General features: G+C 36.5%; 13 protein-coding genes. 10 read left to right on the top strand and 3 right to left on the bottom strand.

The window, feature by feature from the left end; genetic code table 11:
• The first annotated feature begins 19 nt into the window (after window positions 1–19).
• Window positions 20–634 (top strand): deoxynucleoside kinase, encoded by a 615-nt coding sequence (locus FB551_RS09625; protein ID WP_002977952.1) that lies wholly within the window; start codon window positions 20–22, stop codon window positions 632–634.
• A gap of 87 nt (window positions 635–721) precedes the next feature.
• Window positions 722–1,072, top strand: coding sequence for an ArsC/Spx/MgsR family protein (locus tag FB551_RS09620; RefSeq protein WP_142017048.1), 351 nt, complete (start codon window positions 722–724; stop codon window positions 1,070–1,072).
• 53 nt (window positions 1,073–1,125) lie between these two features.
• Here the strand turns inward: FB551_RS09620 and FB551_RS09615 are convergent, their stop codons facing one another.
• The 3 genes from FB551_RS09615 to FB551_RS09605 form a co-directional block, all read right to left on the bottom strand.
• Window positions 1,126–1,599 carry a hypothetical protein gene (locus FB551_RS09615; protein WP_142017046.1) on the bottom strand — a complete coding sequence of 158 codons (474 nt, stop codon included), beginning with the start codon at window positions 1,597–1,599 and terminating at the stop codon, window positions 1,126–1,128.
• A gap of 62 nt (window positions 1,600–1,661) precedes the next feature.
• Entirely contained in the window at window positions 1,662–1,967 is a 306-nt protein-coding gene (locus FB551_RS09610) for a DUF493 family protein (protein ID WP_047433612.1), read from the bottom strand.
• Between the two features lie 40 nt (window positions 1,968–2,007).
• A complete protein-coding gene (locus tag FB551_RS09605; RefSeq protein WP_047433611.1) occupies window positions 2,008–2,679 on the bottom strand; it encodes a DUF4197 family protein in 672 nt (223 codons plus the stop codon).
• 366 nt (window positions 2,680–3,045) lie between these two features.
• On the opposite strand from FB551_RS09605, the gene FB551_RS09600 reads away from it, so the two are divergent.
• The 8 genes from FB551_RS09600 (at window position 3,046) to FB551_RS23250 (ending at window position 13,602) form a co-directional block, all read left to right on the top strand.
• On the top strand, window positions 3,046–5,895 hold the full coding sequence (locus FB551_RS09600; RefSeq protein WP_142017044.1) for a SusC/RagA family TonB-linked outer membrane protein: 2,850 nt from the start codon (window positions 3,046–3,048) through the stop codon (window positions 5,893–5,895).
• A gap of 4 nt (window positions 5,896–5,899) precedes the next feature.
• Window positions 5,900–7,366: a RagB/SusD family nutrient uptake outer membrane protein gene (locus FB551_RS09595; RefSeq protein WP_142017042.1), complete on the top strand. Its 1,467-nt coding sequence runs from the start codon at window positions 5,900–5,902 to the stop codon at window positions 7,364–7,366.
• Between the two features lie 76 nt (window positions 7,367–7,442).
• Window positions 7,443–8,834, top strand: a complete 1,392-nt coding sequence (locus FB551_RS09590) for a glucoamylase family protein (protein WP_142017040.1) — start codon at window positions 7,443–7,445, stop codon at window positions 8,832–8,834.
• 100 nt (window positions 8,835–8,934) lie between these two features.
• Window positions 8,935–9,642 carry a carboxylesterase family protein gene (locus FB551_RS09585; protein ID WP_142017038.1) on the top strand — a complete coding sequence of 236 codons (708 nt, stop codon included), beginning with the start codon at window positions 8,935–8,937 and terminating at the stop codon, window positions 9,640–9,642.
• Window positions 9,643–9,720: 78 nt separating this feature from the next.
• Window positions 9,721–12,048: a beta-glucosidase BglX gene (bglX, locus tag FB551_RS09580; protein WP_142017036.1), complete on the top strand. Its 2,328-nt coding sequence runs from the start codon at window positions 9,721–9,723 to the stop codon at window positions 12,046–12,048.
• A 92-nt stretch (window positions 12,049–12,140) separates the two neighbouring features.
• Entirely contained in the window at window positions 12,141–12,539 is a 399-nt protein-coding gene (locus tag FB551_RS09575; protein ID WP_047433606.1) for a hypothetical protein, read from the top strand.
• 123 nt (window positions 12,540–12,662) lie between these two features.
• Entirely contained in the window at window positions 12,663–13,073 is a 411-nt protein-coding gene (locus FB551_RS09570; protein WP_142017034.1) for a hypothetical protein, read from the top strand.
• Window positions 13,074–13,458: 385 nt separating this feature from the next.
• Entirely contained in the window at window positions 13,459–13,602 is a 144-nt protein-coding gene (locus FB551_RS23250; RefSeq protein ID WP_156121528.1) for a bacteriocin-like protein, read from the top strand.
• Window positions 13,603–14,666 lie beyond the last annotated feature (1,064 nt).

Genomic DNA, 14,666 nt, shown 5'->3' with positions numbered 1-14,666 from the left:
ATACAAGGAAAAGAATATTATGCACATTGCAGTTACAGGAAACATCGGAGCCGGAAAAACAACTTTGACAACGATGCTTTCCAAGCATTACGGATGGGATGCACAATTTGAAGATGTAGATCATAATCCTTATCTGGAAGATTTTTATTCAGATATGAGCAAATGGAGTTTTGCATTGCAGGTATATTTCCTGGGAAGCAGATTCCGTCAGGTGAAAGAGATCAGAGAAAGTGGAAAAAATATTATTCAGGATCGTACCATCTATGAAGATGCCCATATTTTTGCAGAAAACCTTAATGATATGAATCTTCTTTCAGACAGGGATTTCAATAACTATTCATCAGTGTTTGATCTGATGAAGTCTTTTGTATCCGCTCCGGATCTTTTAATCTATTTGAAATCAGATGTTCCTAACCTGGTAAAAAAAATCTACAAAAGAGGTCGTGAATATGAAGCATCCATCAGTATTGAATATCTTTCAAAACTGAACCAGAAATATGAAAAATGGATTTCCAATTACACAGAAGGAAAACTTCTTATTGTGGAAGTGGATGATCTGGATTTCGTTGAAAAACCGGAAGATTTCGGATTTATTCTGGAGAAGATAGAAGCGGAGCTGCACGGATTGTTTTAACATATTTTTATCAGAACATTAAGACATAGTCAGGGTAAATCTTTTTAAATTTGTTCAAATCAAGTTTAATTCTTGAAAAATTATATCATGGTAGTTAAAGTTTTACATAACGGAAACTGTTCAAAGTCAAATGCTGTACTGGAGTATCTTGACGAAAACGGAGTGTCTTTTGAGATCATTAATATTGTTGAAGATCCCTTAAGTCCTCTTGAAATAAGAACGGTGCTGAAGAAGCTGAACCAGAGTGTTTTTCATATTATCCGTAAAACAGATAAACTGTATATTGAGAACTATGCAGATAAAAACTATTCGGAAGAAGAATGGATAAAAATTCTTTCTGAGAATCCATCTTTGATACAAAGACCCATTCTGGTAAAAGGCTCAGTAGCAATGCTGGGAAGACCCATTGAAAATGTAAAGTTCTTTATTGAAAAATAAATGAAATTTCATAAATAAAAAGATCCGTTCTGCTAAAGAGCGGATCTTTTATGTTATGGGGTTTTCGTTGTACCCGGGCCGTTTATTGCCTTATATAAAGCTTCCAGCTCTTTTGGAGGGCGCCCGGAATCAAAGTCTGAAGAAGTGTACTCTTTTCCGCCAGCAGTAATAATAATAGATGCTATCATCGCCTGGTCAGAATGTCTGCCTGTAGTAGGAGCTTTAAGTTCAGATATCTTCGGTAGGTCAATGTTCTGAGCCAACTTAGAGATTGCTGTCCATTCGGCACTGGAGATCTTTGTATTCGTGATCTCTTCGTTGATATTGGATTCTTTTGAGGAAGGGGTAAAAACAATGTTTCTGCTGAATCCTCTTGTTCTTTCTGTTAATCGGATCTGTTCAATCTTTTGTTGCTGAACAGCAGAAGGGATATTGGATGTATTATTTTCGTTGTTATTTTTATGCATGCAGCTTGTCGCAGAGGTTGCTAAAATGATGGTAAACAGGATCAGTTGGATGTTCATCATGTTCTTTTTTTATGATTTAAATAATAAAAAACCGTTTCAGTATGATGAAACGGTCTTTGTTTTTACAATAGAATAACGCCTTCTATTTTTGCTACTTCTTTATAAATATTCACTACCTGATTGGCATCCAAAACAAATGCATTAATGTTGCAGGCTGTGTATTTTCCATTTTTGCTTTCACGGTTTCCCAGTGTAAATTTAATACCATCAAAAACTCTGTAAATTTCAGTAAGTTTTGCCTGGTCTGTAGGAATAATAAATTTAAATAAATAATCCTCCGGAAAATCATGATGATCTTCCAGTTTCTCCCTCAAAGACTGATAAAAATCTTCAGGGCTTGCGTGTTGATTTCCTTGTAATATATCCATCTGCAATTGTTAATATAATATAAATATAACGAAAATTTTCCTATTTTCCAAATGGTCCCAGCAGCGACTTGGAGTTCTGGTGCTCATAATCTTCGATGATGTTGAATAACCCATTTACCAACTGTTCAGAAGCAAGTTTACTCAGCCCTCCTGAATTGACAGTGTTATTATTTCCACCTAGAAGGCTGCCCAGAAAATTACTTCCGGATAACGCTGTATTGATTGTTTTTACAATGCCATATTCGTTCAGCTTTTCATCCACTTTTGGAGCAATGGCAGCAATAAGCTGTTGGGATGTTTTTTCCTTCAGAATTTGTGTAGCAGTGGTTCCCTGCATAATTCTGGTTACGTCCTGTGCATTCAGGCTGTTTACTGCATCCTGTAAAATAGGTTTTGAAGTATTTACAGTGTACGCTGCTGCCTGTGCTATATAATCTCTTTCTTTAGCAACGAGAGAGGGCGCAATTTTTTCCAGAGTAGAATTAATATCTCTCAATTCTTTGGGAAGAGCTTTATCAACCATATTATTCTGCAGGAACGCTTCTTTATTCCCATAGATACCCATTCCTTTATCAATACCATTGAGCAGAATTCTTTTTATAATGGAAAGCCCCATGTCTGATGTGGCCAGTGAAGTGCAGGATTGTACACTGGTGGTAATAACAGCACCAGTCCCGATCAGAAGAGCGGCTGCAATGATATATTTTTTCATTGATCTTTTTATTATGTATTTCTAAGATGCTTTTGTCAAAAACTGCACCAAAGGTAATTACTATTCTGTATTTAACAAAATATTAAATTGAGTACATGTTTTGGTGAATATTGTGTCAAAACATTTAAAATTTCATTTAGAGATATGATGAATAAAGTATCTTGATTTTAAATAAAGGATTGTAAAATTTAATTTTTTAGTATTTTTCATTTAATAAAATGTAGGAATTTTTAAATATTTAAGATAGTTTAACAGTATTGGATATTTTTTATATTTTTGGCTAATGTCTTTTTTTGAGATTTTAAATAACTCCACTATTTAGAGACAGGTACAAATTTGAATTTATTTGAATAAAATTGAAACTATATGAAACAAAGTAATTTAAAGTATTCAGGTCTCATTGCCGTGTTATATTTCGGGATGAACGTGAATGCACAGGTTACGCAGGATTCTGCTAAAGTCCAGAAGATCGACGAAGTCGTTATGATTGGATATGGTAGCCGTAAAAAAGTTGATAATACAACAGCTATCAGTTCTATCAGTGCGGAGGAAGTAACCAGAACCAAAGTATTGAATGCATCACAGGCTATTCAGGGAAAAGCTGCCGGAGTACAGGTTATTGCTTCTGATGCGCCGGGATCAACCCCGACAGTAATGATCAGAGGACTTGGTACTGTACTGGGTGGAAGAACACCTTTATATGTAATTGATGGAATGTATGCCGATAACATCAACAATATCAACTCTAATGATATTCTTACTTATGATGTATTGAAAGATGCTGCAGCATTGGCAATCTATGGTAACAGAGCTGCTAACGGGGTAATCATTATTACTACGAAATCAGGTAAAGGGAAGTTAAGTGTTTCCTATGATGGCCTGGTTGGATTCAGAACCCCTTTAAAAACCATTAAAATGGCTAACGGGTCTGAATTTGCAAATTATAATAATGCTGGTAAGGCAAGTACTTATCTGAACCCTAATCAGCCGTACAACACAGATTGGTTCAAAGAAATTACAAGAACAGGGATTTATAACCAACATAATGTTTCTATTTCAGGATCTTCTGAAGCTGCAAAATACTTCTTAAGTTTAAGTAATTATGATGAGCAGTCTATCCTTAAAGGAACAAATTATAACAGGACTACAGTAAGAACCAATAACGAATTCAGAATTACCAAAGGAATCAGATTGGCGCAGACTTTAAGTGCTACCTTTACCAATGATACTCCTAAATCGTATGGTGCTTTTACAAATGCTTATAAACAATCGCCATTAGTCCCTGTATATTATCCGAATGGAAAATATGGACAGCCTATTTATAATAAGACTACCGGAAATATCGATTATGAAGGAGGAAGATTTAATAATGTAGGCAACCCGGTAATGCAGCTTGCTTATGATAATCAAAGGGGAAAAAATTTCTTATTGCAGGGTGGTTTAAAACTGGATATTGATATTTATAAAGATTTGAAGTTTACTTCTCAGTTTAGTGGTGAGTACAATAATTATAAATATTACAATTTTGTAAATTCAAAAGCATTCTGGTTAGATAGCGATCCAATGAGGGTTGACAGTGGATATGATGCTTCTTTGCCTCTGACAAGATTAACCAATAAAAGCCAAAACTATTTCAACTGGGTACTTAATAACTATTTAACCTATACCAAGAAAGTAGGAAACCATGATATTGAAATTGTAGCCGGTACAGAAGCTTCAGTTGCCAACGGCCTTGAAACCTTAACGATCAACAGAAAGAATGTACCCGTTTCACAAGACTACTGGAATCTGGATGGTGTAGATTACTATGGTAATTTATTTAGTGATAATACAACCAAAGCCATTGAATCTATAAAAGGGAACAGAAACACCACAATTTCTTATTTCGGAAGACTTCAGTATAAATTTATGAACCGTTATTTATTAAGCGGGACATTCAGAAGAGATGGATCATCTCAGTTCGCTGAGGGGCACAGATGGGGGACATTTCCATCATTTGGAGCCGGATGGATCATTTCTGAAGAAAGCTTTATGCAGGATGGGTTCTTTGATCTTTTAAAATTAAGAGGAGGCTGGGGTAAATTAGGTAACCAGAAGGTTCCGTTAAATTATTTGCCACTTTCATCCGGTGCAACATACAATTACGGATTTGGGACATCGCCTGTAAGTAATGGAATAACTGTTAATCAGGGATATGACCCTAGTTTAGGATGGGAAGTGACAGAAGAAACTTCTTTGGGATTAGATTTTGCGATCCTAGATAAAAGGTTATCCGGTAGCTTTGATGTTTATAACAGAAAAACCAATAATCTTATCTTAGGGGTGGTACCTTATCTTGCAACAGGTATTTCTGAAGTGAATTATTCACATATGGGAAGTGTTGTCAATAAAGGTGCTGAAATAAGTTTAAACTGGGCTGATAAAGTAGGTGAGGATTTTACTTATTCAATTGGTGCCAATTATTCTTACAATAAGAACAAGCTTGCCAGCATTGATCTTTCCAAGCCGGTTTCTCAACTTGTGGGAGGAAATCTTGGAAACGGACAGGATACAAAAATTTTTAATGCTAATGCAATTGGTTACGCATTAGGAAGTTTCTACTTATGGGAAGCAGATGGTTATGATGCAAACGGTAATCTGAAGTTCAAAGATTTAAATGGTAATGGAGTTACCGGAAGTGCAGATCCGGGAGACAGACGTTTCTTTGGCTCTTACATACCAAAATCAACCTTAGGTGTTAATTTTTCAATGTCTTACAAGAATTGGGATTTTGCTTTGAGCGGTTATGGAGCTTTTGGATTCAAAGTGTACAATGGTAAAAAAGCACAAAGAAATGGTGGAGAAAATGTTGAAGCTTCTGTAGCGAATGATTTCTGGACTCCTACAAACACTAATGCAGCAAATCCTGTAAATCCTGCAAATATCCCAATTGCATCTACATTCTATTTGGAAAGCGGAGATTATTTCAGAATCAATAATATTTCAGTAGGATATACATTTAAAAATGTAACGGATTATATGAAATCAATTAAGCTTTATGTAAGTGCGATTAATCCTTTTGTTTTCCAGAAATACTCAGGATATTCCTCAGAATTATCAGGATATAATCCTGCAGATCCTACAGCAGAAGGTGATCCAATTAAACGTGCAGGGGTAGAATTAGATGCTTATCCTACATTGAGATCTTTTGTATTTGGTGTTAACCTAAATTTTTAAAAAAATGAATAAGAAATATATCATAGCAGCTGCATTTTTAATTTTAGGAGCTGTTAACCAGAGTTGCAGCAATGACTTCGTTGATGTATCACCTACAGAAAAAATTCCTGAAGATGCTTTGGGTGAAATATACAATAATAATGAAGGAGCCAATAGCTTGGTAACTAGTATTTATGCTAAGTTTTTAGACTGGAATATGAGTACGTTTGCATGGATTGGAGTGACATCAATTGTTTCTGATGATGCAGATAAAGGTTCAAGTCCAAGTGACTCGGGTTCAGATAAAGATATTTTAGATGCTTTAACATTTACAGCATCAACACCATCATTCAAAGAATTGTTTGCTTCTAATTATCAGGGGATTAACAGGTGTAATCAGGCGCTAAAATATCTTCCTAAATTAGATAAAGCAGATCCGCAATTACTTCAGAGATTAACAGGAGAAGCAAAGTTTTTAAGAGCATTTATGTACTTTACGCTGGTAAGATCTTTTGGAGGAGTCCCGCTAGTAGATCACGTTCCCGTAACAGGAGTTGAAGCCGACAAGCAAATGACATTAACTAGGAAAAGTAAGGAAGAAATTTATGCATTCATTGAACAGGATCTTAAGGATGCCATAGCCGTTCTTCCTAATAAATCAGCCTATGGGGCAGGTAATATAGGGAGAGCATCTGTTGGTGCTGCTCATGCGCTTTTAGCTAAGGTGTATTTATATCAGAAGAAATGGCAGCTGGCTGTAGATGAGACTAATTTGGTTACAGGTTATTCATTGACACCTAATTTCCAAGATATTTATAAAGTTTCAGGAGAAAATAATGCTGAATCTGTTTTTGAAATCAACGGAACAGGAGGAACAGCAGGAAGAGCAATCCAGCAGTATAGCCAGGTTCAGGGAGCAAGAGGTACTACAGGCTGGGGCTGGGGATTCTCTACTCCTACCCAAGGTCTGTATGATGCATACTCTGCAACAGATTCTAGAAGAGATGCTACGATTATCCACAGAGATATGACTTTATATGATGGGTATTATGTAGGTCCAAATACAGAAAATAAATTCTATAATTATAAAGCTTATTCTTCCAATTATAGAGATCAGGCTTCAACAGACGTAAACATTCGTTATCTGAGATATGCCGAAGTATTACTAATCAGAGCTGAAGCAATGAACGAATTGGGACAAACATCTGCAGCTATTCCTTTCCTGAATCAGGTAAGAAACAGAGCTAACATCGGAAACACTACTGCTTCTTCTCAGGCAGACGTAAGATTGGATATCTGGAAACAAAGAAGATTAGAGCTTGCTTTCGAACATGACAGATGGTTTGATCTGGTAAGAACCGGACAAGCACAAGCAGCAATGGCAGCCGATGGTGGTAAAAAATTCATCGTTGGGAAACATGAAGTATTCCCACTTCCACAAGACTTCATAATGGAAGCTGGTGGATTGTCTGCTCAAAACCCTGGCTATTAAAAATAAACCATAAACATTAGAGGAGAATGAAAGTTCTCCTCTTCTTTTAGTAATAAACCCTATAAAAAGAGAGCTCATGAAAAGGAACGTATTATCAATGGCTATTACTTCATTATTCCTTGTGTATTCCTGTAAAAATGCTCCCGTTGTCAAACAGGAGACTGGAAAAACGGAAGCCGTAAAAAGTAATATCACAGATGAACAACTGATGAACAGAGTACAGAAAGATGCTTTAAAGTATTTCTGGGATTATGCAGAACCCAACTCACTGTTGGGAAGAGAGCGTTACCATGAAGACAATATCTATCCGGATAATGATAAGCACGTGATCACTACAGGAGGCTCAGGATTTGGGTTGGCAACTATTCTGGTAGGAGTGGAAAGAGGATTTGTTCCAAGAAAAGAAGCGGTGAAAAGACTTACTCATATCATGGATTTTCTGGCTAAAGCAGACCGCCACAAAGGAGCCTGGTCACATTGGATTAATGGGGAAACCGGAAAAACCGTTCCTTTTGGTAAAAAAGATAATGGCGGTGATCTTGTAGAAACCGCATTCCTTACTTCAGGAATACTGATGGTCCGTGAATACTTTAAAAACGGAAATGCAGAAGAAAAAGCCCTGGCAGCAAAATGTGACGAACTATGGAAAGGAATTCAGTGGAACTGGTATACCAAAGGAGGTCAGAAAGTTCTTTACTGGCACTGGTCACCGGATTACCAATGGGAAATGAATTTTCCTCTTGAAGGATATAATGAATGTCTGATCACGTATATCTTGGCAGCATCTTCACCTACTTATTCCATTGATGCCGAAACGTACTATAAAGGATGGACCAGAAACGGAACTTACCTTACAGACAAAACAAAATACGGGTTACCCCTGTATGTAAAACATAATTATGCCGAAGAATACGGCGGCCCGCTTTTCTGGGCACAATATTCATATATCGGGCTTGATCCGACGGGATTATCCGATAAACTTGTCAAAAATTACTTTGACATCAATAAAAATCAAACCCTTATCGACTATCAATACTGTGTCGAAAATCCAAAACAATGGAAAGGTTACGGACCCAACTATTGGGGACTGACAGCCGGCTATACAAGAAACGAGGATGGAACTACAGGTTACACCGCTCACATGCCAGGCAATGATAATGGAGTAATCACTCCTACCGCTGCATTGAGCAGTTTTCCCTATACCCCAAAAGAGTCCATGGCTTTCCTGAGATTCATTTATACTCAAAAACCTGAATTTATAGGATCGGCAGGCCCTTATGATGCAACCTCTATCAATTATAACAATTGGTTTACCCCAAGATATCTGGCGATAGATCAGGGAACAATAGCACCAATGATCGAAAACTATAGATCGGGATTCCTTTGGAAACTGTTTATGAATGCTCCCGAAATTCAGCAGGGATTGAAAAAACTAAGCTTCCAGTCAACCAAGTATGGAATAAAATAATTAATAGGAACGGGCTATTATCCAAAGCTTAGTCGCAGTGAGCCGTTTAAAATAAAAAAGATCAAATCCGCTGGCTTTTAGCTAAAACCTAAATAACAATATGAAACTAAAACTGAAACATATCCCTCTTTTATTACTGCCGTTTTCATTACCAATGAGCGCACAGGAGATAAAAGGGGAACTCAATAAAGAAATTAAAAGACAGGAAAAAATCTCCTATATTCTGGATTATCCCAAGAATACGAAAGGGAATATTCCTTTGATTGTTTTTTTACATGGCTCCGGAGAGCGCGGGACTAACCTTGATTTGGTAAAAGCCCACAGTCCGTTTACCTATAAAAAGCTGATCAAAGAACCTGTAGCTATTCTGGCACCTCAATGTCCGGAAGGAACATGGTGGGATACCGTTAGCGTGTATAATCTCATCAAAGAAATTCAGAAGAAATATAAAATTGATGCTTCACGCATTTATCTTACAGGACTTTCGATGGGAGGCTGGGGAACTTTAAAACTAGCCATGGAACATCCGGAAATGTTTGCTGCTGTGGCTTCGGTGTGTGCACCGATAGATCAGGTAATGACCGCCAATATTCATCAGTTTAAAGATCTGAATATGAAAATTTTTCATGGCGGGATGGACGATATTGTATTGCCAGCCAATGCCTTTAATTTTTATCAAAAACTGCATCCTGTAAACCCAACTGCAGAACTGGTTATTTTCCCGAATGATAATCATAATTCATGGGATTCTGCCTATTCAAACCCTGCGTTGTATGAATGGATGCTTTCAAAAAAGAAAGAAAAGTAATCCAACACACAATGATTGAAAAATAAACCCATCAAATTAAAGCAAAAAATATAAACAATAATTTAAGAAGATAGATTTATGAAAAAGTTAATTGTAATCGCCACTTTAGCATTGGCTCCTGTATTTTCCGCACAGGAAATGGTAACGAAGCCCGTTCAGTCTTACCAGACGGCTCAGTATCAGGCTAAAAAGAAAGCTTTTGTAGATAATCTTTTGTCTAAAATGACATTGGATGAAAAAATTGGCCAGCTGAACCTTCCCACTTCCGGGGATTTCACGACAGGACAGGCACAGAGTTCTGATATCGGAAAGAAAGTAGAGCAGGGATTAGTAGGAGGATTATTCAATATAAAAGGAGCAGATAAGATCAAAGCTGTTCAGAAAGTAGCTGTAGAAAAAAGCCGTCTGAAAATTCCTATGATTTTCGGGATGGATGTTATTCACGGCTATGAAACTACTTTCCCAATTCCTTTAGGATTAGCAGCTTCATGGGACATGAATCTTATCCAGCAGTCAGCAAAAGTGGCTGCCAGAGAAGCAGCTTCTGATGGGATTAACTGGACATTCTCTCCTATGGTAGATATTTCCCGAGAACCAAGATGGGGTAGAGTATCAGAAGGTTCAGGAGAAGACCCTTATTTAGGGAGTGAAATTTCTAAAAACATGGTGTATGGCTATCAGGGGAAAGACCTTGCCAATGGAACTAATATCTTAGCTTGCGTAAAACATTTTGCCCTATATGGAGCAGGTGAGTCCGGAAGAGATTACAATACAGTTGATATGAGCCATGTAAGAATGTTCAATGAGTATTTCCCTCCTTATAAAGCAGCAGTGGACGCAGGTGTTGCTTCGGTAATGGCTTCTTTCAATGAAGTGGATGGAGTACCTGCGACAGGAAACAGATGGCTTCAGACTGAAGTATTAAGAAATCTATGGAAGTTCAAAGGCTTCGTAGTAACAGACTATACCGGTATCAATGAAATGGTAGACCACGGTATGGGAGATCTTCAGCAGGTATCTGCTCTGGCTTTAAAAGCTGGAGTTGATATGGATATGGTAGGAGAAGGTTTTTTAACCACTTTAAAAAAATCTCTGGCAGAAGGAAAAGTGACACAGGCTGAAATTGATATGGCCGCAAGAAGAATTCTTGAAGCAAAATATGATCTTGGCTTATTTGATAATCCATACAAGCACGGAGATGCGAAGTTAGCGGCAAAAGAAGTCTATAATATGGAAAACCGTAATATAGCTAGAAATACGGCTGCTCAATCCATGGTGTTATTGAAAAATGACAATCAGGTATTGCCTTTAAAAAAATCAGGAACAGTGGCTGTGATTGGACCATTGGTGAATAACTCAATGAATATGGCCGGAACATGGAGTGTTGCTACAAAACACGCAGCTTCAGTTTCTTTGATGCAGGGATTGCAGTCCAACTACGGAAAAGAAGTTAAGTTTTTATCAGCAAAAGGTGCCAATATAGATTATGATGCTAAATTAGAAGAAATCTATGCTGCTCACGGTAAAAAAACAGACAGAGATAACCGTTCCAAAGAAGAATTGTTAAAAGAAGCGGTAGACGTTGCCAGCAAAGCAGATGTGATTGTTCTGGCTATAGGAGAATCTGCTGAAATGAGTGGAGAATCTTCTTCAAGAACAGAAATTACCATTCCTCAGTCCCAAGTCGACTTACTCAACGAATTAAAGAAAACCGGAAAGCCAATCGCAATGGTTCTTTTCACAGGACGTCCTTTAGCTTTAACCAATGTAAAAGATACTCCGGATTCTATCTTAAATGCATGGTTTGCAGGATCTGAAGCAGGTAATGCTATTGCAGATGTTCTTTTCGGAAAAGTAAACCCGTCCGGAAAACTTCCAATGACTTTCCCAAGAAGCCTTGGACAGGTACCTATTTATTATAATGCTAAAAATACAGGTCGCCCGCTAAGTCAGGATAAAGTAGATAAATGTACGTATGAAAGATTCCGCTCAAACTATATGGATGAGTGTAACACGCCTTTATATGCTTTCGGATACGGATTAAGCTACACCAAATTCAATTACTCGGATATGACAGTTTCCACTACTACTGCGAAAGGAAATCAGACGGTTCAGGCAAGTGTTACAGTAACCAATGCAGGAAACTATGATGGAGCTGAGGTTGTTCAGCTGTATATCAGAGATATGGTAGGAAGTATTACAAGGCCGGTAAAAGAACTAAAAGGTTTCCAGAAAATATTTTTGAAAAAAGGAGAATCTAAAAAAGTAACTTTTGATATTACTCCTGAAAGCCTGAAGTTCTATAACGGAGATTTGAAATATGACTGGGAATCAGGTGAATTTGATATCATGATCGGAACCAGTTCTGACAATGTTCAGCATTCAAAGATTAACTGGACTAAGTAATATCTGAAGAGTAACTCACCGGATTGTGTTATCATGTTTTTTTTGGCACGATTTTTAATAATACCACGAGTAATTATTATATACAAATCGACATGAAAAAAACAATTTTATTAAGCACAATGTTCCTTGGTTCTTTAGCATTTGCACAGAAAGGAGTAATAAAAGGAGGTGACAAAGATGCGCACGGATGTATTGGTTCTGCAGGGTATACTTATTCTCAAATTAAGAAAGACTGTATAAGAACGTTTGAGCAGAAAATCAAGTTAACAGAAGTAGCTCCGAAAGACAGCTATACTTCAATAGCTGCAGTTATTTTCAGTAAAGACATGAAAAAAGCTGAGGTTTTTGTAAAAGATGCGGGAGAAAGAAGCATTATCCTTACCAGAGCAGGAGGTAGAGCCAAAGCATGGAAAAAGGATGGTTATGTATTGGTTCCTTACAAAAAGCACGGATATCAGCTTAAAAAAGATAATATCGTGATCTATCAATAAGATCCGGTTTTCAAAAAAGAAAAACCACTCGCGAGAGTGGTTTTTTTTGTACCTTAGGGAGAAATTAATTAATATCCCTTTTTTGGGATATTTTTAATCCATCAGAAAACAAAAATTTTACATATGAAAAAAATAATTTTACTCAGTGCCATGTTCCTTGGTTCATTCATTTTTGCGCAAAAAAGTACTCCTGTTCTGGGAGGTGACAGAGATGTTCACGGTTGTATCGGCTCTGCGGGATATACCTATTCACAGTTAAGAAATAATTGTATACAGACTTTCAATCAGAAAATAAAACTCAAAGAAGTAAATTCAGATAAAAGCTACACTTCAATGACGGCAGTTATTTTCAATAAAAGTATGACTAAAGCTGAAGTATTTATTCCCGATGGAGCTGCAAAAAGTATTATCCTAAATAAAGAAGGAAAAGGGAAGATCTGGAAAAGCGGATCTTATATTAAAGATAGCTATGTCTTAACTCCACATAAAAAAAGCTACCAGATCAAGAAGAATGATGAAGTCATTTATCAGTAAAATAAAACTTTAAAAATATAAAGCCACTCGGAAGAGTGGTTTTTTTGTGACTTGAAATCAATGAATTCATTTGGATTTTAATGCGACAAGTTTTGTCGTTGTGGGTAGATATTTTTGTTCCCCCCCCGATGGCGAGAGTGTCTCGCTCATGCCAGCAAATAAAACAAACCCTCTGCAACAGCAGAGGTTTTTATCTTCCTTGTTTTAAGAGACTATATTAATATACAATAATAATCATCTGAAATATTAAATAACTTGCCGTTGTAAGTTGAATAAAATGAATAAGTTATATTTTTATATCTTAAAAATCTGTATATTGTATTACCAAATTAAAGCGTAATCCGAAAAGCATATAGAGTAGGAGAAAAATCAAAAAAACGTTACTATGAAAAATTTAAGAAAACTTTCAAAAAGAGAATTGAAAACAGTTCAGGGAGGTATCCCAATGTGTCTTGCAGGATACTTCTGGTGTTCATTGGAAAGAAAATGTATTCCGGTAGGATCACCTTGCGGACTTATTATCGATTAATTAATTAAAAATAGTAAAAACAGGCTGTCTCAGAAATGGGACAGCCTATTTTATACACTCTCCACCAATCGACTTAGGAATCAGGAGCGTAAAGAAAATTTCAACGTAATCCGTTAAAAAATCCACTGTCTGAGCATGGGACTTACTCAGAACCGAAGCAGAACCGAATGATCCATGCGAGTTTGGGAATTTTAGGAGTACATTAAAATTTTTAGCGGATGATTCCCGTCTTGAACTTTTGCATACTTTGGCTTCAAGGCAAAAGTATAAATGAAAAAAATGTTATTTTGCAGTTTTAATTATAAAACTTTCGTGCGGTCCAGAACAAATTATATTCTTGCTGTTTGTACCATTTTTCTCAATGTCATAATATTACTTGTAAATATATACATAATAAGAAATGGTTTTCGTCCCTTTGAAGGAGGCTTAAATTTTTCTATCGTGTTAATGATTTCAAATGTTTTTATCTTTCCTGCAGTTGCAACATTTTTCAAAACCTTAAGAAGTAAATTTATAATGTTAGCACTGAACATATTAGGAATGGTTGTAGCTGTTTTAGGAGCTTTTCTGGCTTTTCTGCTAATGACAATTCAATGCTAAAGGTAGATTATTGCGTTAATATGCGACTTAGGAATCAGTAGCGTTAAGAAAATTTCAATGTAATCCGTTAAAAAATTTCCACTGTCTGAGCATTGGACTTACTCAGAACGGAAGCAGGACCGAATGATCCATGCGAGTTTGGAAATTTTAGGAGTACATTAAAATTTTTAGCGGAAGATTCCCGTCTTGAACTTTTGCATACTTTTGCTTCAAGGCAAAAGTATAGATGAAAAAAATGTTATTTTGCAGTTTTAATTATAAAACTTTCGTGCGGTCCAGAACAAATTATATTCTTGCTGTTTGTACCATTTTTCTCAATGTCATAATATTACTTGTAAATATATACATAATAAGAAATGGTTTTTGTCCCTTTGAAGGAGGCTTAAATTTTTCTATCGTGTTAATGATTTCAAATGTTTTTATCTTTCCTGCAGTTGCAACATTTTTCAAAACCTTAAGAAGTA

Source organism: Chryseobacterium aquifrigidense (assembly GCF_006716485.1).
Lineage (GTDB): Bacteria > Bacteroidota > Bacteroidia > Flavobacteriales > Weeksellaceae > Chryseobacterium > Chryseobacterium vietnamense.
Note: the sequence above shows the minus strand (reverse complement) of the source record. Positions and strands in the feature narration are given on the sequence as shown.

Coding starts and splice junctions, on each gene's coding strand:
- FB551_RS09625 (WP_002977952.1), top strand. CDS start 20: ATGCACATTGCAGTTACAGGAAACATCGGAGCCGGAAAAACAACTTTG.
- FB551_RS09620 (WP_142017048.1), top strand. CDS start 722: ATGGTAGTTAAAGTTTTACATAACGGAAACTGTTCAAAGTCAAATGCT.
- FB551_RS09615 (WP_142017046.1), bottom strand. CDS start 1,599: ATGATGAACATCCAACTGATCCTGTTTACCATCATTTTAGCAACCTCT.
- FB551_RS09610 (WP_047433612.1), bottom strand. CDS start 1,967: ATGGATATATTACAAGGAAATCAACACGCAAGCCCTGAAGATTTTTAT.
- FB551_RS09605 (WP_047433611.1), bottom strand. CDS start 2,679: ATGAAAAAATATATCATTGCAGCCGCTCTTCTGATCGGGACTGGTGCT.
- FB551_RS09600 (WP_142017044.1), top strand. CDS start 3,046: ATGAAACAAAGTAATTTAAAGTATTCAGGTCTCATTGCCGTGTTATAT.
- FB551_RS09595 (WP_142017042.1), top strand. CDS start 5,900: ATGAATAAGAAATATATCATAGCAGCTGCATTTTTAATTTTAGGAGCT.
- FB551_RS09590 (WP_142017040.1), top strand. CDS start 7,443: ATGAAAAGGAACGTATTATCAATGGCTATTACTTCATTATTCCTTGTG.
- FB551_RS09585 (WP_142017038.1), top strand. CDS start 8,935: ATGAAACTAAAACTGAAACATATCCCTCTTTTATTACTGCCGTTTTCA.
- bglX (WP_142017036.1), top strand. CDS start 9,721: ATGAAAAAGTTAATTGTAATCGCCACTTTAGCATTGGCTCCTGTATTT.
- FB551_RS09575 (WP_047433606.1), top strand. CDS start 12,141: ATGAAAAAAACAATTTTATTAAGCACAATGTTCCTTGGTTCTTTAGCA.
- FB551_RS09570 (WP_142017034.1), top strand. CDS start 12,663: ATGAAAAAAATAATTTTACTCAGTGCCATGTTCCTTGGTTCATTCATT.
- FB551_RS23250 (WP_156121528.1), top strand. CDS start 13,459: ATGAAAAATTTAAGAAAACTTTCAAAAAGAGAATTGAAAACAGTTCAG.